19 protein-coding genes are annotated in these 21,297 nt (G+C 62.6%); 4 read left to right on the top strand and 15 right to left on the bottom strand.

Features of this window, described 5'->3' with window-relative positions:
- Window positions 1-119: 119 nt before the first annotated feature.
- The 6 genes from benC to D7241_RS05490 form a co-directional block, all read right to left on the bottom strand.
- Window positions 120-1,130: a benzoate 1,2-dioxygenase electron transfer component BenC gene (benC, locus tag D7241_RS05515; RefSeq protein WP_408100637.1), complete on the bottom strand. Its 1,011-nt coding sequence runs from the start codon at window positions 1,128-1,130 to the stop codon at window positions 120-122.
- 10 nt (window positions 1,131-1,140) lie between these two features.
- A complete protein-coding gene (benB, locus tag D7241_RS05510) occupies window positions 1,141-1,629 on the bottom strand; it encodes a benzoate 1,2-dioxygenase small subunit (RefSeq protein WP_408100636.1) in 489 nt (162 codons plus the stop codon).
- On the bottom strand, window positions 1,630-2,991 hold the full coding sequence (benA, locus tag D7241_RS05505) for a benzoate 1,2-dioxygenase large subunit (protein ID WP_408100635.1): 1,362 nt from the start codon (window positions 2,989-2,991) through the stop codon (window positions 1,630-1,632).
- A 231-nt stretch (window positions 2,992-3,222) separates the two neighbouring features.
- Complete coding sequence (locus D7241_RS05500) at window positions 3,223-5,154, bottom strand: PAS domain S-box protein (protein ID WP_408100634.1); 1,932 nt, start codon at window positions 5,152-5,154, stop codon at window positions 3,223-3,225.
- Between the two features lie 180 nt (window positions 5,155-5,334).
- Window positions 5,335-6,288, bottom strand: coding sequence for an AraC family transcriptional regulator (locus tag D7241_RS05495; RefSeq protein WP_408100633.1), 954 nt, complete (start codon window positions 6,286-6,288; stop codon window positions 5,335-5,337).
- A gap of 230 nt (window positions 6,289-6,518) precedes the next feature.
- Entirely contained in the window at window positions 6,519-7,418 is a 900-nt protein-coding gene (locus tag D7241_RS05490) for a LysR family transcriptional regulator (RefSeq protein ID WP_408100632.1), read from the bottom strand.
- 160 nt (window positions 7,419-7,578) lie between these two features.
- On the opposite strand from D7241_RS05490, the gene D7241_RS05485 reads away from it, so the two are divergent.
- The 4 genes from D7241_RS05485 to D7241_RS05470 all read left to right on the top strand — a co-directional run bounded on the left by D7241_RS05485 (window position 7,579) and on the right by D7241_RS05470 (window position 11,695).
- Window positions 7,579-8,277 (top strand): CoA transferase subunit A, encoded by a 699-nt coding sequence (locus tag D7241_RS05485; protein ID WP_408100631.1) that lies wholly within the window; start codon window positions 7,579-7,581, stop codon window positions 8,275-8,277.
- Window positions 8,278-8,302: 25 nt separating this feature from the next.
- Window positions 8,303-8,962 carry a CoA transferase subunit B gene (locus tag D7241_RS05480; RefSeq protein ID WP_408100630.1) on the top strand — a complete coding sequence of 220 codons (660 nt, stop codon included), beginning with the start codon at window positions 8,303-8,305 and terminating at the stop codon, window positions 8,960-8,962.
- A 76-nt stretch (window positions 8,963-9,038) separates the two neighbouring features.
- Window positions 9,039-10,220, top strand: coding sequence for an acetyl-CoA C-acetyltransferase (locus D7241_RS05475; protein ID WP_408100629.1), 1,182 nt, complete (start codon window positions 9,039-9,041; stop codon window positions 10,218-10,220).
- 134 nt (window positions 10,221-10,354) lie between these two features.
- The gene (locus D7241_RS05470) at window positions 10,355-11,695 is read left to right on the top strand and encodes a short-chain fatty acid transporter (RefSeq protein ID WP_408100628.1); all 1,341 of its coding nucleotides are present in this window, start codon (window positions 10,355-10,357) and stop codon (window positions 11,693-11,695) included.
- 167 nt (window positions 11,696-11,862) lie between these two features.
- Here the strand turns inward: D7241_RS05470 and D7241_RS05465 are convergent, their stop codons facing one another.
- From D7241_RS05465 to dctP, 9 genes are read right to left on the bottom strand one after another with little or no spacing between them, the layout of a single operon-like run.
- Window positions 11,863-12,669, bottom strand: coding sequence for an HpcH/HpaI aldolase/citrate lyase family protein (locus D7241_RS05465; RefSeq protein ID WP_408100627.1), 807 nt, complete (start codon window positions 12,667-12,669; stop codon window positions 11,863-11,865).
- 25 nt (window positions 12,670-12,694) lie between these two features.
- The gene (locus D7241_RS05460) at window positions 12,695-13,894 is read right to left on the bottom strand and encodes an MFS transporter (RefSeq protein WP_408100626.1); all 1,200 of its coding nucleotides are present in this window, start codon (window positions 13,892-13,894) and stop codon (window positions 12,695-12,697) included.
- On the bottom strand, window positions 13,894-14,658 hold the full coding sequence (locus tag D7241_RS05455) for a GntR family transcriptional regulator (protein WP_408100625.1): 765 nt from the start codon (window positions 14,656-14,658) through the stop codon (window positions 13,894-13,896). The genes D7241_RS05460 and D7241_RS05455 overlap by 1 nt, the downstream gene beginning before the upstream one ends.
- A 1-nt stretch (window position 14,659) precedes the next feature.
- Window positions 14,660-15,844, bottom strand: coding sequence for a CaiB/BaiF CoA transferase family protein (locus D7241_RS05450; RefSeq protein ID WP_408100624.1), 1,185 nt, complete (start codon window positions 15,842-15,844; stop codon window positions 14,660-14,662).
- On the bottom strand, window positions 15,841-16,992 hold the full coding sequence (locus D7241_RS05445) for an acyl-CoA dehydrogenase family protein (protein WP_408100623.1): 1,152 nt from the start codon (window positions 16,990-16,992) through the stop codon (window positions 15,841-15,843). The genes D7241_RS05450 and D7241_RS05445 overlap by 4 nt, the downstream gene beginning before the upstream one ends.
- Before the next feature lie 20 nt (window positions 16,993-17,012).
- Window positions 17,013-18,422 carry an MmgE/PrpD family protein gene (locus D7241_RS05440; RefSeq protein WP_408100622.1) on the bottom strand — a complete coding sequence of 470 codons (1,410 nt, stop codon included), beginning with the start codon at window positions 18,420-18,422 and terminating at the stop codon, window positions 17,013-17,015.
- Between the two features lie 8 nt (window positions 18,423-18,430).
- Entirely contained in the window at window positions 18,431-19,702 is a 1,272-nt protein-coding gene (locus D7241_RS05435; protein ID WP_408100621.1) for a TRAP transporter large permease, read from the bottom strand.
- A 9-nt stretch (window positions 19,703-19,711) separates the two neighbouring features.
- Window positions 19,712-20,296, bottom strand: a complete 585-nt coding sequence (locus tag D7241_RS05430; RefSeq protein ID WP_255983723.1) for a TRAP transporter small permease — start codon at window positions 20,294-20,296, stop codon at window positions 19,712-19,714.
- Entirely contained in the window at window positions 20,286-21,287 is a 1,002-nt protein-coding gene (gene dctP / locus D7241_RS05425; protein ID WP_408100620.1) for a TRAP transporter substrate-binding protein DctP, read from the bottom strand. Before dctP ends, D7241_RS05430 begins: the two co-directional genes overlap by 11 nt.
- Between the last annotated feature and the right edge of the window lie 10 nt (window positions 21,288-21,297).

The following is a 21,297-nucleotide window of genomic DNA, read 5'->3' as shown; positions in this document are numbered from 1 at the left end:
GCGAACTTCTCGTAGTACCGTAGGGTGGGCTTTAGCCCACCGCCTGCACCCCATTGGTGGGCTGAAGCCCACCCTACAAATTTGAACTGCGGCAGGGCTCCCACGCTGGAGCGTGGGAACTAGGCGCTGGCAGCAAATTTCTCGTAATAGAAATTCGCTGGCTGCAGGCCCTGTTCACGGATGAACTGGCTGACCGCCTCAACCATCGGCGGCGGGCCGCAGAGGTAGATGTCTACCTCGCCGTCATTCAGGTGCTTCGGCTCGATGTGCTGGGTGACGTAGCCTTTCTGCGGGTAAGCGCTGTCGGGGCTGGCCACGCAGGCGCTGTAAGTGAAATTGGGGATGCGCGCGGCGAAGGCTTCGAGCTTGTCCATTTCCACCAGATCGTGATCGAGGGTCACGCCGTAGATCAGATGCAGCGGATGCTCGCTACCCTGCTCGGAGATCTTCTCCAGCATGGCGGTGAATGGCGCGAGGCCCGTGCCGCCCGCCAGCAACAGCAGCGGACGCTTGATATCGCGCAGGTAGAAGCTGCCCAGCGGGCCAGCCAGGGTCAGGCTGTCGCCCGCCTTGGCCAGGCAGGTAAGGAAGCTGCTCATCAGCCCGCCTGGCACGTTGCGGATCAGGAAGCTGACTTCGCCATCCCTGGGCAGCGAGCTGAAGGAATAGGCTCGGCTCTGATCGCTGCCCGGCACCTTGAGGTTGACGTACTGCCCGGGCAGGAACGCCAGCTGGTTCAGGGCCTCGCCCTTGACCGACAGCGCGATGGTGCTTTCGGACAGCTGGCGGACACCGCTGATGGCAGCTTCGAAACAAACCTGTTCGGTCTTGCACACCTGCGAAGAGGCCGGCACGCGCACCACGCAATCGCTCTCGGCGCGCATCTGGCAAGTCAGCACGTAGCCCTGCTCGGCTTCGTCTTCGCTCAGCGCGTCTTCGATGTATTCCTCTCCGAGGTCGTAACGACCGGCTTCGGCGAAGCACTTGCAGGCACCGCAGGCGCCGTCACGGCAATCCAGCGGGATGTTGATGCCTTGGCGGTAGGCGGCGTCGGCCACGGTTTCGCCGAGGTTGGTTTCGATGAAGCGGGTCACGCCGTCTTCGAAATTCAATGCGATGTTGTAGGTCATGGCTGCGCCCTCACAGGTGGTACACGTCGATCATCTGGCGGATGTAGTCGTTCTTCAGCACGACCTTCTTGGCCTTGATCAGCGGGTTCTCGCCGCGCACGTCCAGGGTGTAAAAGTTGGTGCCGTAGAAGTGATCGACCGTCTTGTAGCGGAAGCTCATGGTGTGCCAGTTGTAGCGCAGCTTGCAGAAGCCATCGGCCTGCTCGAGCAGCTCGAGGTTGCTGATGTTGTGGGTGGTGCGGGTGTCCGGAATGGTGGCGCTGGAGCGCTCGGTCTTGATGCGGAACACGCGGTCTTCCAGGCCGCTGCGGTTGCCGTACCAGATCAGTGAGATCTCGCTTTGCGGGTCTTCGGTCAACTGGTCGCGATCATCCCAGGCCGGCATCCAGAAGCTGGCATCCGGCGCGTAGAGTTCGAGCCAGGCGTCCCACTCCTTGTCGTCGAGATAGCGCGCCTCGCGGTAGAGAAAATCGCGCGCGGTTTCATAGGAAATGATCATCTACGCACCCTCCACATGAATCAGCTGATCCTGTTCCGCCTTCACGGCCTTGATCATCTGCTGCTGCCAGTACTGGTGCTGCATGACGAACAGGCCTTCGTCCTCGGAGCGCGCGCCGCTGAGCAAGGGATGCAGATCGATTTCCTTGGCGCCCTCATCGGCGCCTTCGATCCAGTGCTTGGCGCCACGGGACATGTCGTTCCATTCCATGGCGCGGCCCTGGAAGCCGGCCTGGCAGGCGCGGAATTCCTCGAGATCGTCCGGCGTGGCCATGCCGCTGACGTTGAAGAAGTCTTCGTACTGGCGAATGCGGCGGGCACGCGCCTCGGCACTCTCGCCCTTGGGCGCGATGCAGTAGATGGTGACTTCGGTCTCGTCGACCGAGATCGGCCGGGCGATGCGCAGTTGCGAGCCGAACTGATCCATCAGGTAGAGGTTCGGGTAGAGGCAGAGATTGCGCGAGTTGCCGATCATCCAGTCGGCACGCGCCTCGCCGACTTCGGCGACCAGCTCGTCGCGGCGGCTGTACAGCGGACGGTCTTCAGGGTTGTCCCAGCGCGTCCAGAGCAGCAGGTGGCCGTTCTCGAAGGAATAGAAACCACCGCCCTTCTTGCCCCAACCGCCGGCGCTCATGGTGCGGATCTCTTCACCGGCTTCGCGCAGCTTGCGCTGGTTCTGGGTGGCGGCGTAGTTCCAGTGCACGGCAGTGACGTGGTAGCCGTCGGCACCGTTCTCGGCAGTCAGTTTCCAGTTGCCGCCGAAGACGTAGCTCGATGAGCCGCGCAGTACCTCGATGCCATCCGGCGACTGGTCGACCACCATGTCGATGATCTTCTTCGACTCGCCGAGGAAGTTTTCCAGCGGCGCGACATCCTCACGCAGGCTGCCGAACAGGAAGCCGCGATAGGACTCGAAGCGGGCGATTTTCTTCAGATCGTGGGAGCCATCGCAGTTGAAGCTGTCCGGGTAGCCGGCTTCCTTGGGGTCCTTCACCTTGAGCAGCTTGCCCGAGTTATTGAAGGTCCAGCCGTGGAACGGGCAGGTGTAGGTGGCCTTGTTGCCGCTTTTGAAGCGGCACAGCATCGCGCCGCGATGGCTGCAGGCATTGATGAAGGCATTGAGTTCGCCTTCCTTGTTGCGAGCGATGAAGATCGGCTGGCGACCCATATAGGTCGTGTAGTAGTCGTTCTTCTCGGGGATCTGGCTTTCATGAGCGAGGTAAAGCCAGTTGCCCTCGAAGATGTGTTTCATCTCCAGTTCGAACAACCGAGGGTCGGTGAACATCTCGCGCCTGCAGCGGAAGATGCCCTTCTCTTTATCGTCTTCTACAAGCGAATCAAGGTAGTCGAATCCCAGGGACATGGCCGGGGCCTCCATTGTTATTGTTTCTACGTGATGAAGGCTACGGCGCGAGAAGCGGCATCAATATCCGTTTCCTGCAGCACCTTTATCCGTTTTCTGCAAACAATGGGCGGCGCGGCCGGTCATGGGGCGCGGCCACAGCGAGAGGATTCGGAAGGATATAAACGTGAGGGAGTGAAACAAGCGAGACGTAGGGCCAACCAGTCAGAGGCCGGCCCGAAGGGTTGGCCGTCAGGGTTGGTTCATCACCAACGCAATGCTCTGCGCCAGGTCATCCTGAGTGAAGGGCTTGCCGAGCCTGGGCAGTTCGCCGGCCTGCCCGATCGGCTGGTCGGCATAGCCACTCGCGAGGATCACCGGCAGTTTCGGATATCGCTGCCCGATGACCTCGGCCAGTTGTGTGCCGGTCATTTGCGGCATGGCCTGATCGGTCAGCACCAGGTGCACCGTATTCTGCGCGAGGATTTCCAGCGCCTGCTTTGCGGATTCCGCCTCGAATACCCGGCAACCGAGTTCCTCGAGCATCGCGCCGGTCGTCATCAGCACAAGGGGGTCATCATCCACCGCCAGTACGCTGAGCGCCACAGGGCAACGCGACTCGGACGCCTGCGACTGTTCCGCTTCAGTCGGCACACCGGCACCTGCGACAAGCGGCAGCCATAGCTCAGCGGTGGTGCCGCGCCCCTTCTCGCTTTTGAGCACCAAACCGCCACCCGACTGCGCGGCAAGGCCGTGGACCATCGAGAGCCCCAGCCCCGTACCTTTGCCGACACCCTTGGTGGTGAAGAATGGCTCCGTCGCGCGTTCCAGTGTGGCCTCGTCCATGCCTTCGCCCTCATCGGCCAAGGCCAGGCAAAGATAGTCTCCGGGCTCCAGCGCGCCATCCCTCGAATCGAGCCGGTGCTCACGAGCCGAAATGGTGACGGTGCCGCCCTCGGGCATCGCGTCCCGAGCATTCACCGCGAGGTTGAGAAGCGCGAGTTCGATCTGGTTGGCATCGGCCAGAACGGGTTTGAGCGAGAGAGGAAAACGGGTTTCGATTTGAATCCGAGGGCCAAGCGACTGCTGCAGCAGATCGGCCATATCACGTACCAGAGCCGGCGCATCGACCAGTTCGAGATTGAGTTCCTGGCGCCGCGCAAAGGCCAGCATGCGCTGGGCCAGCGAGGCGCCGCGTTGGGCACCGCGAATGGCGTTGTCCAGCAACGGGACGATTCGCGGATTCTCCGGCACCCGCCGACGCACGATTTCCAATCCGCCCAGCACGGCCATCAGAAGATTGTTGAAGTCATGGGCGATGCCCCCGGTCAATCGGCCTAAGGACTCCAATTTCTGTGACTGGAACAGCGCCTCCCGCGCCTCTTCCAGCTCGCGCTGGGCCTCGACGGTTTCGGTGATGTCACGGGTAATCTTGGCAAAACCTATGAGGGTGCCCGTCTCACTGCGGATCGGGTCGACGACCACATTGGCCCAGAAGCGCGAGCCGTCCTTGCGTACGCGCCAGCCCTGACTTTCGAACCGCCCCTCACGCAAGGCTGTGTCGAGGCCGCGTTGGGGGGCGCCATTTTCTCGGTCTTCTGCAGTAAAAAAAGCGGAATAGTGCTGCCCGATAATCTCGTCGGGCAGATAGCCCTTGATACGTTGGGCGCCCATGTTCCAATTGGTCACCCGCCCTGTCGGGTCAAGCATGTAGATGGCGTAATCGGTGACACCCTGAACCAGCAAGCGAAACTGCTGTTCGCTCTGTTTCAGCGACTCTTCAGCTAGCTTGCGCTCGGTCAGGTCACGGGTGATCTTGGCGAAACCGAGCAAGCTGCGCGTGGGTGACCAGATTGGATCGATCACCACGTGGCACCAAAAGCGCGTGCCGTCTTTGCGAACACGCCAGCCTTCCCCTTCGAAGCGTCCTTCGGTTGCCGCTGTATTCATTGCCCGCTGGGGCAATCCCGCGGCACGGTCTTCGTCTGTATAAAAGCGAGAGAAGTGCTGGCCTAAGATGTCGGCTTCTTCGTATCCCTTGAAGCGCCTCGCGCCCGTGTTCCAGCTGACGACTCTGCCCTCAGCATCGAGCATGTAGATGGCGTAATCGGTCACTGCGTCGACCAGCAGGCGATATCGATCTTGCGCCGTCAGTGGCGCATCCGAAGATGCCGTGTTCTGCATTGAAAAATACCTACATCCGAGCGATTTGGTCGGAATTATGGACGGCGCGGTAAAAAAATGAAAAGCGTCGGCAACCGCTACGCGACAAACAGCGCGACGATGGCGGAACGGATCGATCTGCGGATTTCATCCGACAAGCCGCTGGACAACCGGCGATAACGCAGGCGCTTAACGACTGAGCTAGTGATGTTTGCGCAGCGTGTCGGACGGCAGCTCGCCGAAAGCGCTCTTGTACGTTTCCGAGAAGCGCCCCAAGTGGAGGAAGCCATAGTCCATGGCGATCTCGGTGATGTTGCGGACGTTGCCGGAAGGATCGCTCAGACGGCCGTGGATCTGCTCCAGCTTGCGCTGACGAATGTAGGACTTCGGCGTGGTGCCGACTTTGCGTTCGAAAAGCATGTACAGCGAACGCGGGCTCATGTTGGCCAGCTGCGCCAGTTGTTCGACCGAGATGTCCTTCTTCAGATGCTCATCGATATAGTCGGTAATACGCCCGAACGAAGGGCAACTTTCGCTCAGCGGCTCGCGGTAGATGTTGTTGGCCAGGGTGCATAACAGCTTGGAGGCGATGATGCGGCTGTATTGTTCCTGCAACTGCGGGACGCAATGTTCGGCTTCGGCTTCCTGGCAGATCAGCCCGAGCAGGCTTTCGATTCCTTCCAGCTGCTTGAGGTCGTAGCGGCTGGCTGTGAAGCGAATGCCCTCGCCCGGTGCGCGCCACTGATTTTCGGCACAGGCCCTTTCCAGAAAAGAGGCCGGCAGCTTGACGATGAATTTCTCGCAGTCATCGGAATAGGTCAGGTCGACCGGATCGTCGGGGTTGATCAGCAGGAGCTCACCCGGCGTGAAGTAATGCTCCTGACCGCGGCCCCGCCAGAGGCAATGGCCGCGCTGCAGCAGTTGCAGGTGATAGATGGTTTCCAGCGCAGGTGAGGTGACATGAACGCTGCCGCCATAGCTCAGCCGGCACAGGTCGAGTTTGCCGAACTTGCAGTGGCTCAGGCTGGCTTGCGGGTTGCCGGTACGCGGTAGCTGAATGCAGTGTGCGCCGACATGCTGATTGACGTACTCCGATACCGCGTGGGGATCGGCACGTTCGAAGATCCTGCTTCTTGCATTCAGCAGACTATCCATCACAAGGCACTCTTATCTTTTTTATAGTGGTCAGCGTCGTTGCGAAGCGACACCAAGCCTGTCGTCATGCGGATCGCGGCAATGGCCCGTTCCGCATGCGTGAGCAGCATATAACTGAGCGAAAGCTTAAGAGATTCGACCAAGGGCCAACATCCAGCCCGTCCGGTAACCGCACGCTTTTGTCGCCAACCGACCAGCGGAACGCTCTGCGCGCCACGCTGTTCGGCGTATCAGCCCGGCGCACCGGGATAACCCGTCGATGCGCGCAAGGTGTCGGCGATGGCCTGGGCCGCGACCGAGAGTTCGTGACCGGGCTTGGTCAGGATACCCACCGGCTTTTCGATCACCGGGTCGTTTAGCGCAACACAACGGGCGCCAAGTTCGAGCATCTGCTCGCGGCACAATGCGGGCACCGCGCTGACGCCCAGCCCGCTGGCGACCATGCGCCCGACCGTTACCAACTGATGACTTTCGAACTGCACCGGCAGGCTGCGTCCACGTTGGCGTAGGTGGTCTTCAAGCATGAAACGCACATTCGAAGGTCGCTGCAAGGCAATGAAAGGCTGCGCCAGCAACTGTTGCCAGGCGATTTCTCTATGGTCGGCCAACGGCGAATCGGCGGGGACCACTGCCACGAATCGGTCGATATAGAGTGGGGTGAAAGTCAACAGTGTGGTCGATTCGGGCTCGAAGGCGATGCCCAGCTCCACTTGCCGATCGCGGACCATTTCCATCACCTGTTCATTGATCACGTCATGCACCGTGACGCTGATCGATGGGTATTGCTGGCGAAACGTTTGCAGCACCGAGGGCAACAGATTGCCAGCGAACGACGGCATCGACGCCAGCGCCACCCGTCCCTGCTTCAAGGTGAAGCGCTGGCGCAGCTCGTCCTCGGCGTTTTCCCAATCGGCGAGCAAGCGCCGCGCCAGCGGCAGCAGCGCCTCGCCTTCCGGCGTCAGGCTCACGGCACGGGTGGTGCGGCTGAACAGGCGTCCGCCGAGTCCATCTTCCAGCGCCTTGATGGTCAGGCTCAGCGCCGATTGAGAAAGATGCAGGCGCTCGCACGCCTGGGCAAAACTCAGGGTGTGCGCTACCGCGAGAAAAGCGCGTAACTGTTTAACGGTCATTGAATTCCATCCGGTTGGAGGCGAGACAAGCACCGTTGTCAGCGCTTTGTTTCGTTTAGTCAATTAATAACGCTTAAAAATCAACTTAACAAATTACTTCTCACCGGGAACACTCGAACGCAACGATTCATGCGTCTCCAACAACAAGAAGGAATGGTTTATGGCTGGTTTCGACAAGCGCGTCAGCACCTATGCCGAAGCCCTCGACGGGCTCCAGGATGGCATGACCGTCCTGGCCGGCGGCTTCGGTCTGTGTGGCATCCCGGAAAATCTCATCGCCGAGATCAAGCGCAAGGGCACCCGCGACCTGACGGTGGTTTCCAACAACTGTGGCGTCGACGGCTTCGGTCTCGGCGTACTGCTGGAAGACCGGCAGATCAGCAAGATGATCGCCTCCTACGTGGGTGAGAACGCCCTGTTCGAAAAGCAGCTGCTCAATGGCGAGCTGGAAGTCGAGCTGACGCCCCAGGGCACGCTGGCCGAGAAGATGCGCGCTGGCGGCGCCGGCATTCCCGCGTTCTACACCGCCACTGGCTACGGCACGCCTATCGCCGAGGGCAAGGACGTGCGCGACTTCAACGGTCGCCCGCACATTCTCGAACACGCCATCATCGGCGACTTCGCCATCGTCAAGGGTTGGAAGGCTGACCGCTACGGCAACGTCATCTACCGCCACACCGCGCAGAACTTCAATCCGCTGGCCGCAGCCGCTGGGAAGATCACCGTGGTCGAGGTCGAAGAAATCGTCGAGCCCGGCGAGATCGACCCCACCCAGATCCACACGCCCGGCATATATGTCGACCGCATCATCTGCGGCACCTTCGAGAAGCGCATCGAAAAGCGCACCGTCCGCAGCTGACTACAAATAAGAAGAGGTCAAGACCATGGCTTTAACCCGCGAACAGATGGCCCAGCGCGTCGCCCGCGAATTGCAGGACGGCTACTACGTAAACCTCGGCATTGGAATTCCGACGCTGGTCGCCAACTACGTGCCCGAGGGCATGGAAGTGATGCTCCAATCGGAAAACGGCCTGCTCGGCATGGGTGCATTCCCCACCGAGCAAGAGCTTGACGCCGACATGATCAACGCCGGCAAGCAGACCGTTACCGCGCGCGTCGGTGCCTCTATTTTCAACTCCGCCGAATCCTTCGCGATGATTCGCGGCGGCCACATCGACCTCACCGTACTCGGCGCTTTCGAGGTCGACGTGCAGGGCAACATCGCCTCGTGGATGATCCCCGGCAAGCTGGTCAAGGGCATGGGCGGCGCGATGGACCTGGTCGCTGGCGCCGAGAACATCATCGTGCTAATGACCCATGCGTCGAAGGACGGCGAGTCCAAGTTGCTGTCCAAATGCACGCTGCCGCTCACCGGTGCGGGATGCATCAAGCGCGTGCTGACCGATCTGGCCTATCTGGAAATCGAGAACGGCGCCTTCGTGCTCAAGGAGCGCGCGCCGGGCGTAAGCGTCGAGGAAATCGTCGCCAAGACCGCTGGTGAACTGGTGGTACCGGACCATGTACCGGAAATGACCTTCGGCTGATTCAGCGCCGATAAAGGCCTCGCGGTGCAGAAATGCACGCGAGGCTTTTCCCGTTTGAGTTGAGAGGAAAACTGCCATGCAAGACGTCGTCATCGTTGCTGCCACCCGTACCGCCATCGGCTCGTTCCAGGGCGCACTGGCCAATATCGCTGCGCCGGACCTGGGCGCCGCCGTGATCAAACGCCTGCTCGAACAAACCGGGCTGAACCCCGCCGAGGTCGATGAAGTCATCCTCGGACAGATACTGACCGCCGGCGCCGGTCAGAATCCGGCGCGCCAGGCCTCGGTCAAGGCCGGCCTGCCGCACGAAGTGCCCTCCTTTACGCTGAACAAGGTTTGCGGTTCCGGTCTCAAGGCACTGCACCTGGCGACCCAGGCCATCCGTTGCGGCGATGCCGAAGTCATCATCGCTGGCGGCCAGGAAAACATGAGCCTGGCGCCTTACGTATTGCCGAAGGCTCGTACAGGCCTGCGCATGGGCCACGCCGAGCTGGTCGATTCGATGATCAGCGACGGCCTGTGGGATGCCTTCAACGACTTCCATATGGGCATCACCGCCGAGAATCTGGTGGACAAGTACGGCATCAGCCGCGAGGCGCAGGATGCCTTCGCCGCTTCATCGCAGCAGAAAGCCGTCGCCGCTATCGAGGGGGGACGCTTCACCGACGAAATCACCCCGATCGAGATTCCCCAGCGCAAGGGCGAACCGCTGCGCTTCGATACCGACGAGCAACCACGTGCCGGCACTACCGCCGAGTCGCTGGCCAAACTCAAGCCCGCCTTCAAAAAGGAAGGCTCGGTCACCGCCGGCAATGCCTCCAGCCTCAACGACGGCGCCGCGGCGGTGCTGCTGATGAGCGCGGATAAAGCGAACGCACTCGGCCTGCCAGTACTGGCTCGGATCAAGGCTTACGCCAATGCCGGCGTGGACCCCGCGATCATGGGCATCGCGCCGGTTTCGGCGACCCGTCGTTGCCTGGACAAGGCCGGCTGGTCACTGGACGAGCTTGATCTGATCGAAGCCAACGAAGCCTTCGCGGCCCAGGCGCTGTCGGTCGGCCAGGAACTGGACTGGGACGCGAGCAAGGTCAACGTCAATGGCGGCGCTATCGCGCTGGGCCATCCCATCGGTGCCTCGGGCTGCCGGATCCTGGTCACGCTGCTGCACGAGATGATCCGACGCGACGCGAAGAAGGGGCTCGCCACGCTGTGCATCGGTGGGGGTCAGGGTGTTGCGTTGGCGATCGAACGCAACTGAACGACTCTCGCCAGATCACAGGGAGGATTCCACACGCTACTTCTGAAAACCGCCTGAAATACATCGATGAAGTAACGGCGCGCGCCACGCACGCGCGCCGCTCATAACAAAGAAAACAACACAGGATCACAACCATGCTTGGCTCCATTACCGCTCTGAGCGTAAAGCTCGTACAGCGATACCTACCCTCACCCTTCGTTTTCGCCATTATCCTCAGCCTCATCGTGCTGGCGGCCAGCATGCTCGTCACCGGCCAGGGTGTCCCTGCGATGGCGAAGCACTGGGGCACGGGCTTCTGGACGCTGCTGACATTCGCCATGCAGATGGCGCTCATTCTCGTCACCGGCCACGCGCTTGCCAGCGCACCAACGATTCACCGCGCACTCGCGAGCCTAGCCCGCATCGCACGCACCCCAGGCCGCGCCATCGTGCTGGTCACGTTGGTGGGGCTGGCCGGCTCCTGGATCAACTGGGGCTTCGGCCTGGTGATCGGCGCAGTGTTCGCCCGCGCGCTGGCCCGTGAGGTCAAAGGCGTCGACTATCCGCTGCTGGTAGCGGCGGCGTATTCCGGCTTTCTCATCTGGCATGGCGGCCTGTCCGGCTCGGTTCCGCTGTCATTGGCCACTGGCGGCGCGGATCTGGAGCGCATGACCGGTGGGGTGATCACCAGTGCCATCGGCGTCGGCGACACACTGTTCACCACGCTCAACCTGACCATCATCGCGCTGCTGGTCATCGGTCTGCCCGTCCTCAACTGGGCCATGCACCCCAAGCAGCCGAAAGTCGCCGATCCCGCGCTGCTGCTAGAGCCGGAACATCAGCCGCTGCCGCGCGAGACGCTGGCCCAGCGCATGGACGACAGCCGCATTCTCAACCTGATCATCGTCGCACTGGGTGCGGTGTATTTCGTTTACTACTTCGCCGAGAACGGCTTCGCCCTGACGCTCAATATCGTCATCGGCCTGTTCCTGTTCATCGGCCTGCTGTTGCACGGTTCGCCGGAACGCTACATGCGTGCGGTGCAGGATGGCATCGGCGGGATCAGCGGCATCGTCATCCAGTTCCCGTTCTACGCAGGGATCATGGGCATGATGGTCGGTGCCAACGCCGACGGCCTGTCGCTAGGCAAGCAGATCACCGAGTCGTTCATCGCCGCATCATCGGCCGATACATTCCCGATGCTGGCCTTCCTTAGCGCCGGTCTGGTTAACGTTTTCGTACCGTCCGGTGGCGGCCAATGGGCGGTTCAAGGTCCCGTCATGCTGCCCGCAGGCCAGGCACTCGGCGTGAGCCCGGCGGTCACGGCGATGGCGATCGCCTGGGGCGATGCCTGGACCAATATGATCCAGCCGTTCTGGGCGCTGCCGATTCTCGGCATCGTCGGCCTCGGCGCGCGCGACATCATGGGTTATTGCCTGTTAATCCTGGTGTACTCAGGCCTGGTCATTTCTGGCTGCTTCTATTTCCTCGGCTGAATCGCTACCGATCGGCGACGGGATGCGAACGACTCAGGCGCATCCCGTCCCCGCTGCTCGAACAGCCCGTCACGTTCGGCAACAGCCGCTCGGCCGCCTGCTTGAGCGGGGCGCGCGGTTCAGCCGAACGATTTGTTGATCGGTAAAGCGTACTGAGCCATCGGGGCTCAGGCCGCTGCGGCGCTGTCGAGGATACGTCGAGCGCGAAGAATCACCGGCAAGTCGATGAGCTTGCCGTTCAGGCTGATGGCACCGACGCCTTCGTGCGCCTCGACAATAGCCATGACCTCGCTCGCCCAGGTCACCTCCTCCGCCGCCGGTAGAAGGCCCTGGTTTATCGGCTGGACCTGACGCGGGTGCACGCAGAGCTTGCCGCCAAACCCCATGCGTCGCGCATCGAGCACATCGGCCTCGAGCCGCGCGAGATCATCGAGTTGCACGGTCACGCCATCGACCGGCGCGGCGATACGCGCCATCGCCGAGGCGAGGACCAGCCGCGAGCGGGCATACAGCAGCTCGTGTGCGTCACCAACGATGCCGGTGTCCACCTGGAAATCCACCGAGCCGAACGCCAATCGCTCCACCTTCGGCGCCGCCGCTAGCTCGCCCGCATTCCAGATGCCGCGAGCGGTCTCGACGATCGGCAGTATGCGCAGCGGCTCGGGAAGGCGCTCGGCAAGCCGGCTTAGCTGTTCGGCGGTTTCCGCCTTGGGCAACGACACACCGAGCAAACCCGGCGTGTTGAGCAGGCTGCAATCGTCTTCATACCAGGCCGTGTCGGTGCCATTCAGGCGCACCCAGCCGCGGCCACCTTGGGTCAGCCAATCACGAATGGCCTCACGTGCTTCGCCCTTGCGCTCGGGGGTAACGGCGTCCTCGAGATCGAGGATCACCACATCGGTGCCGCTGGCGCAGGCTTTGTCGAAGCGCTCGGGGCGATCGCCGGGAACGAACAGATAGGACCGTGCGGACATACTTCCTCCGTGGGACGAGTCGGGCTCAGACCGAGCCGGTAGCAGTTGCCGGGCGCCGGGCGAAGTGCCCGAGCAACAGGCCGATGGCCAGCAGCAACGCACCGAAGGTGGCGTAGCCGCTGGCCATCGAACCACTCGCCTCTGCGATCAGGGCGAACAATGGTGGGCCGGCGACCACGCCGAAATAGGTGAAGAACAGCGTGCCGCCGGTGTACAGGCCCGCCGTGCCCGGCGGCGCCAGACGGGCGACTTCGGACAGGTAAACGCCGTTCCAGCCGATCGCCGTGGCGCCGAACAGTGCGCTGACCAGCATCACCGCAAGCAGCGGCCAATCCGGGTCGAACGCGGCGGTCAGGCCGGCCGCCAGGGCCATTGCCAACGCCAGCAGCGGCAACAGCCGACGAGGCGACAGCCAGCGATCGGCGATCCAGCCCCAGAACAACCGCCCCACCATCCCGGCACCCTGGGTGATGGCCAGCACCAGCCCGGCGGTGGTCAGCGGCAAGCCGTATTCGTGGGTCAGGTAGGTGACCAGATAGGTAGTCAGGCACAGCTGCATGGCACCGAAGCAGAACGAGCACAGGGCCAGGTCACGGATCGGCCGGTGCTGAAACACCCGCACCAGCGGCCGAAACGGATCGCGCGGGCCGGCGTGGCCCGGCTGGCGGTCATCGTCCAGAGCGGCGCGGAACGGTTGTGCGACCAGCACCATCGTGGCACATGCCAGCGCCACCGCGATCGCAGCGCCCTGCCAGCTCACCGTGGCGACCAGACTCGGCACCAGCGCCCCGGCGAGCACGCCGCCCAGCGGCACGCCGGTCTGCTTCAGCGAAAACATGAAGCCCATCAGATGCGGCGGCGTGGTACGCGCCAGGATGTGCGAGCTGGCCGGTGTCACCGGCCCGTAGCCGGCGCCGATAAGCAACGCACTCAAGGCCATCCCCAACAGCGTGCCGCTGGCGGCGCAAAGCAGGCCGGCAGTGCACAGCAGCAGGCAGACCTGACTGATACGGATGGCGCCATAACGGACCACCCAACCCCCACTGAGCAGACTGGTCACCATCGCACTGAGGTAGATCAGCGCGACATAGACACCGACCAGCGCGACCGGCCCGGCCAGGTCGCGAGCAGCGGCCGGTGCCAGGACCGGCACGGTGAACGAGGCCATCGAGGCGAGCGCCTGGATCGCCAGCGTCACCACCAACGGGAGAAAGCCTCCGCCCATCAGGCCTCTCCCTGAAAACGCAGATGCTGAGTGATCGAATAGCTGAAACGTGAACCCGGATGCAGGCTGATCGCGACTTCGAGCAGGTCCTGGTTGGCACCGAAATACTTGCGTACCACCAGCAGCCCGGCCGCTCCCGGCTCGACCTTCAGCAATCGAGCGTCGGCTTCGCCGATGTTGACCGCACTAAGATGCTGGCTGACCTCGACCACATGCACCCCGTAACGCCGCTCGATCAGCGCATAGATGGGCTGCGTGCCGTCGCCCAGATCCTCGGCGATGCCGCGGTAGGCGCGGTTGATATACACGTCCGAGCGGGCCAGCGGCTCGGTATCGCCTTCGCGATGACGCAGGCCGCTGACATGCAGCCAGCTTTGCCCGGGTTTGGCTTCCAGCAGCTCGGCGAGCGCGTCGTCGAGCGTCACGTCTTCGATCGACTCGATTTCCAGACGCACATCCCGAACATACTGATGAAGGTCGGCGATCCCTTCGCTGGCCTGCACGTAACGGGAGGCCACCTGAGTGGCCTTGACCCGCGTGCCCACGCCTTGCTGGCGGCTGATCAGGCCCAGCTCACTCAAACGACGGATCGCCTCCCGCACCGTATGCCGACTGACGCTGAACTGCTGGCACAGCTCATGTTCGGTCGGTAACAGGCTATCCACCGGGTAGCGCCCCGCCTTGATATCGTCGATCAGCGCCTGGGCGAGAACGAGGTAGCGCGGTTGTCCGCCGGACAGCAGGGAAGGCAGACCCTGGTTCATATCATTTGGCTCCTATAAGAGGTTCGAAGCGCCCCTTCGCACGATCCAACTCCGCAAGCAGCGCTTCGGTGTCGGCACCGAGCCGGGGCGCGGGTTTTGTAGGTAGCGTCTCGCCGGGACAGCGAATCGGACAGGCCACGGTTTTGACCGGGCCGCGTACCGGATGCTGCATCTCGACGATCAGCCCCTGCTCCTTGGCAAAGGAATTATCCAGCGCCTGGGCAACGTCATTGACCGGCGCCGCCGGCACCTGGCCACCGAAACGTTGCAGCCATTGCTCGGTGCTGGCCGTCATCAGTACGGCATCGAGTTCTTCGGTCAGTTGCTCGCGATTTGCCAGACGTGTCTTGAAATCGCAATAGCGCGGATCGGTCGCCCATTCCGGCTTGCCGATCAGGTTCGCCAGCACGGTCCAGAACTTTTCCTTGTTGCACATCAGGAATATCCAGCCATCGGCCGTACGGTAAAGCTGGCTCGGCGTCAGCGAGGGGTGTGCCGAACGGGGCGCCCGCTCGGTCATCACGCCCTCGTTGAGGTACCAGGTCGCCAGATAGCTGAGGTTGTGCATCGCGACATCATAAAGGCTTACGTCGACATCCCGCCCTATTCCGCTGGCGCGCGCACCGACCAGCGCCGAGACCAGCGCCAGCGCCGCCGTGGTGCCGGTCATCATGTCGATGATCGAAATACCGAAGCGCGCCGGCGGACCGTCAGGCTCGCCGGTGAGCGACAGGTAACCGGCCTCGGCCTGCATCAGGTAGTCGTAGCCCGGCCACGCCTTGCGCGAACCCTCACGCCCATAGGCCGACAGGTGCGCGCAGACAAGCTTGGGATTGTGCTCCTTCAACTGCTCGTAAGTCAGCCCCAGCTTGGCCGGAAGATCGCCGCGCAGATTGTCGAACAGCGCGTCGGCATCTTTGATCAGGTCGATCAGCACGCCCTTGTCGTGCGGGTTTTTCAAGTCCAGCGTGATGCTCTTCTTGTTGCGGTTGAACGACTGATAGAAGTGGCTATCGCCTTTCTCGAAGAAATACGGACCGACACTGCGGCCGACTTCCCCACCCTCCGCCGGGTTTTCTACCTTGATCACTTCGGCGCCGAGGTCAGCCAGATGCTGGGTGCCGAACGGGCCGGCCCCATACTGTTCGACGGCGATGATGCGCACGCCTTCAAGAGGTAACGTCATACCGGATTCCTCTGGATCAACTGCTTGGCGATGATGATGCGCTGCATTTCGTTGGTACCTTCGCCGATGGTCAGCAGCGGCGCGTCGCGGTAGAGCCGCTCGACGTTGTATTCCTTGGAATAGCCATAGCCGCCATGAATGCGCAGAGCGTCGGTTGCGTTGCGCAATGCAGCTTCGGTGGCGAAGTACTTGGCCATGCCGGCCTCCATGTCGCAACGCTCACCCTTGTCGAACGCCTGCGCGGCCGACTCGACCAGCAGGCGCGAAGCCTCCACGCGGGTGGCCATTTCGCCCAGCATCAGCTGGATCGCCTGGTGCTCGCAGATCGGCTTGCCGAAGGTCTTGCGGATCTGCGCGTAGTTGGAAGACTCGTCCAATGCAGCGCGGGCCACGCCGACGCCACGTGCAGCGACGTTGATACGGCCGAGCTCGAGGCCCGACAACACCTGCTTGAGCCCGACGCCCTCGACGCCGCCGATCAGGCAGTCGACCGGCACCCGATAGTCCTCGAACACCAGTTCGCAGGTATCGATGCCGCGGTAGCCAAGCTTCTCCAGCTTGCGTGCGACGGTGAAGCCTGGGCCCTTCTCGGCGATCAGCAAGCTCATGCCCTTGTGCCGCGGCTCGGCGGTGGGATCGGTCTTGACCAGCAGCGCCAGGCAATTGCCGTGCAGGCTGTTGGTGATCCAGGTCTTGGCGCCGTTGACCACATAGTGATCGCCGTCGCGACGGGCAACGGTGCGGATGGCTTGCAGATCGGTGCCGGCATCCGGCTCGGTAAGCCCGACCCCGCCGCGCAGCTCGCCGGCTGCCATGCGCGGCAGGAAGCGATCCTTCTGTGCGTCGGTGCCGTGGCGCTGGATGGCCGAGGCCATGATCAGATGGGAATTGATGATGCCCGACAGCGACATCCAGGTGCGCGAAATGCGCTCGACGACCTTGGCATAGGTGGAGGTACTCAGCCCCAGGCCGCCATATTCGGGCGCGATGATGCAGCCGAACAGGCCCAGTTCCTTCATCTTCTCGACGATCTCTTCGGGATAGATATCGTCGTGCTCAAGCCGATGTACGTGTGGTTGGACGTCGGTTTCCAGAAACCGATCCAGAGCAGCCAGAATCATGCCTTCTTGTTCGTTGTAATCGCTCATCTGTTCGCTCTCCTTTAGATTCAGGCACGGGCCGCCAGGGCGTGGGAGACGTCCCTGGATGAAGCGTTGTCGAGCTGCAGAACGGCCTGCAGGACGGTGTTGGCGCGCTGATCGGATGCGACCAGTGCAAGGTTTTCGCGGAACTTGGCGACGATGTCCTCGTTGCTCAGCGGGCGGTCGCAGCCACCGCGGTTGAACGCTTCACGATGGCGCAGCACGGTGCCGTCGCGCATCGTGACGATCACTTCGCCGGTGTAATGGCGCGGGAAGGTGGAATCCGGGTCGGCGGCGTATTCAACGAGATTGGCGACGCGTAGCACCTCCTTGTCGCCGATGGCCGACGGATCGATCTCGGCCAGCCCGAAGCGCCCGCGCACCAGGCCGCTGGCCACTGCATAAGGAATGCTGAATTGCGCGTCGTAGGTGTTCTGCGGCTGGCGCTTGAACTGCTCCGGCTCGCACACCGTCTTGATCACCCCGGCCGGGACCAGCGCCTTGATGTGGGCGATCTGCTGCGGATCGAAGCCGGGCTGCTGGCGGATCAGCATGGCTGCGTCGGCGCAAGCATGTGTGAAGTGGCAGGCCGGCAGAGGCTTGACCGAGACGTTCTCGATCTCCCAGCGCTGGCCCAGCCCTTCGGTGGCGAGGGTGTAATCGCAGACTTCTTCGAGCGGCCCGAGATGGCTCTTGAACAGGCCGAAACGCCCTTCGTACACCGCCTTCGGGCCGATGAAGCCATGCCGCGCCAGGGTTGCCGAAGTGATTCCGGCAACGCCGGCCCAGCCCGGGTGCATGCGTTTGGTCCAGGCGCCGTCCTGGAGAAACTCCATGCTGCCGCTGGCGGTGCTCAGCGCAATGCCCTGCGCCATCGCCAGCTGCGCGGCGTTCTGGCCCTGCAAACGACCGGCGATCAACGCGCAGGCGAAGGCGCCGACCAGCCCGGTCGGGTGGAAACCGACCTGATGGAAGCCGCCCTTGGCCACCGAGCCCAGCCGGGTGCCGACCTCCATACCCAGCACGTAAGCGGTCAGCAGCTCGCGGCCGCTCAGGCCGAGGTGCGCGGCGACCCCCAGCGCGGTTGGCAGGCAGCTGGCGGTGGCGTGGATGATGCCGGGGCCGTGGGTGTCGTCGAAATCCAGACCATGGACCAGGATGCCGTTCATCAGTACGGCGTCGCGCAAGCTCAGCTTCGCCGACAGCCCGATGACGTGGCTGTCGCCCTGCCCCAACTCGGTGACTGCGGCCAGCGAGCGGTGGGCGAAATCGTAGTGGGTCGAGGCATGGGCGATGCCGACGCCGTCGAGCATCAGGTGCTTGGCGCGCTCACGGATGTCGGCCGGAATGTCCTCGTAACGCAGATTGACAGCGAATTCGGCCAAGGCTCCGGCGATGAGTTGCGTTGCGTTGGACGTATCGATTGCGATGTTCATCAAATACCTCAGCTGATCAGGGCGAGTGAGATGGCAGGAACGAAGGTGATCAGCGTCAAGCCGATCAACCGGACCAGATAGAAAGGCATCACGCCGCGAGCGACCTCATGCACCGGCTGCTTGGTGATGCCGCTCATGACGAACAGGTTGAGCCCGATAGGCGGGGTCAGCGTGGCGATCTCCACGTTGGCGACCATAATTACGGCGAAGTGCATGGGGTTGATGCCCAGGTGAGTGGCCACCGGGAACAGCAGCGGCGCGGTGAGCACGATCATCGCCACACCATCGAGGAACATCCCCAGCACCAGCAGCAACAGGTTGGCCAGCAGCAGGAACTGCCAGGGCTGGATGTCCATCTCGGTGATGAAGGACACAAGACTGGCGGAAACCCCCATGCGCGCCAGGGCGAAGCCGACCAGGCTGCCACCCATCACCACGGCGAAGATCATGGTGGTCTGCAGCAATGAGTCCTTGGCCACGCCCCAGACGCCGCCGATAGTGACGCTGCGATACACCAGCAGGCAGAGAATCACTGCATAGGCAGCGGCAAAGGCGGACACTTCTGTTGGCGTCAGGTAGCCGGTATAGATGCTGCCGAGGATCAGCACAGGCATCAGCAGCGCCGCCCCGGCACCCGGCAGTTTGCGCGAGAACGCGCCCCAGTCGGCCTTTTGCACCACACCGCCGTAACCGCCGCGACGGGAGAAGAACATCACCGCGATCATCAGCAGTGCCGCTTCCATCAGCCCCGGGAGCACGCCGGCGATGAACAGCTGGTCGACCGGCAGACCGACAATCGAACCGATAAGGATGAAGCCGAGCGACGGCGGAATCATCAGTCCCAGGGTGCCGCCCACCGCGACGATCGCCGCGGAAAAGCGCCGCGGGTAGTTTTCCCGGTCCAGCCCGGCGACGGTCGAGGCGCCAATGGCGGCCGCCGAACCGACGCTGGAGCCGGACACCGCGGCGAAGAACACGCTGGAAATCATCGCCGTCAGCGCCAGGCCGCCGCGTATCGCACGCACCACGCTGCCGACCAACTGAATCAGCAACTCGGCGATGTTGCCCTTCATCATCAGGTTGCCGGCGAGCACGAACATCGGGATCGCCATCAGCGGGTAGCTGTTGATCGACTTGAACGCGGTTTGCGCAATCACGGTGGTGGGCACGCCAGCGGCGACGAGAATCAGCCCTGTGGTCACCAGCCCGAGCGCCACCGCTACATGGGTGCCGATGGCCAGGAACAGCAGCATCGTCACCAGAGCAATCACTATCAGCATCACACTCTCCTAGAGAAGCGAGCCCTCGGGCTTGTCGGGGTTGGTGAACGGGTCCTCGCCGCGCCAGGCACGCATCACGCAGCGCAGGTAGTAGGCGAGGTACAGCAGCGCCCCCAGCGGCATGATCAGGAACAGCAGCCACACCGGCAGATCGAGGTTCGACTCGGTCATCATCCCCATCGTGTAGTAGCGGTGAACCTGCGGCAGCGAGGCGTAGAACAGCAGGCCGCAGAACAGAACCCCAACCAGGCTGGCCAGCACATGGCAGGTCTTGCGCAAGCGCGGACCAAGGTGATCGACCAACAGCTCGGTACGGATGTGGTGACCGGCGCTGCCGGCGACTCCAAGGGTTAAAAAGAAGGCCCAGACCATCAGGTACCGCACGCTTTCCTCGGCCCAGAACCAGCTGCGATCGAAGATTGCCCGCGACAGACCTTCGAACAACATCACCCCGATCGAGGCGACGAACAGACAGGTGGCAACGTTGTGCAGCAGCCTGCCGCCCAGCCTCCGCCAGTTGCGACGTGGGCGTACTAGCGCGTGTTGATGCAGGGATGCCGGGGCCTTTTTCATCGGAACGTAGTCAATTCCCATTGCCACACCTCTTCGCGAGCGCGTCGATCTCCGGTTGGACCTGCGGGTATTCTTCGGCGAACCGCTGGCTGCTGCTGGCCGACAGCTCCTTCCAGCGCGCGATGTCGTCCGCCGAGGCGGTATGGAACTGAGCGCCCTTCTCGACCATCTCGTCGATCAGCTTCTGATCCTCGACCGCGACCTCTTTCCACTGTTTGGCGATGATGCCGTCGAGTGTTTCGTTGATCGCCTGCTGCTGCGCCTCGGGCAACCCCTCGAACCAGCCGCGATCGACTGCCACCGCATAGGTGCTAAGCGACAGATTGGGCACGTAATAGGCGTGTTTGCCGGTCATGCCGATCATTTCGGCCCAGCCGGCCGCCGAGGTGAACACGCCGTCGATCGCGCCCTGCGCAAGCGCCGTGCTCATCTCCGACGCGGACATCGAGACCGGGCTGGCATCGACGCTACGAATGGTGTCGAGGAACACCTTGCCACCGGTCACGCGAATCTTGGTGCCGGCGAGGTCCTCGATGCTGTCGACCTCACGGTCGCCGAAGATGAAGAACAGGTCGGCGGTGCGCAGCAGACCGAGAATTTTCAATTGCCGCGGTTCGACATAGGACGAGAGCAAGTCGGTCAGGCCGTCAGCGTAACAACGGTTGGCCATGCTCTCGGCGTCCAACGCGAACGGCAAATTGATGATGCCGACCCGCGGGTCGATCGACTCCATCCGCACCGACACCGGCCAGACCATGTGCACCGCGCCGGTACCCAACGCGGCCAGCGCGTCCTGGTCGTTGTACAACTGCGCCGCGGGAAACACTTTCACTTCCAGTTCACCATCGGTGCGCTTATCCACACCCTCGGCGAACTCGTTCATGTAGCGGGTCTTCCAGTGGCTGGCCGCCACTTCGCTGGGCAGTACCAGTTCATCGGCGAACAGGTGCGGAGGCAGCAGGGACAGGGAGGAACATGCGACCGCAGCCGCGATAAGGCGCTTGAGCTTCATTAAAGGTGTC

Source organism: Stutzerimonas sp. VN223-3, assembly GCF_045999685.1.
In the GTDB taxonomy this organism is placed as follows: domain Bacteria; phylum Pseudomonadota; class Gammaproteobacteria; order Pseudomonadales; family Pseudomonadaceae; genus Stutzerimonas; species Stutzerimonas stutzeri_AR.
This window is presented reverse-complemented; position numbering and strand designations above follow the sequence as displayed.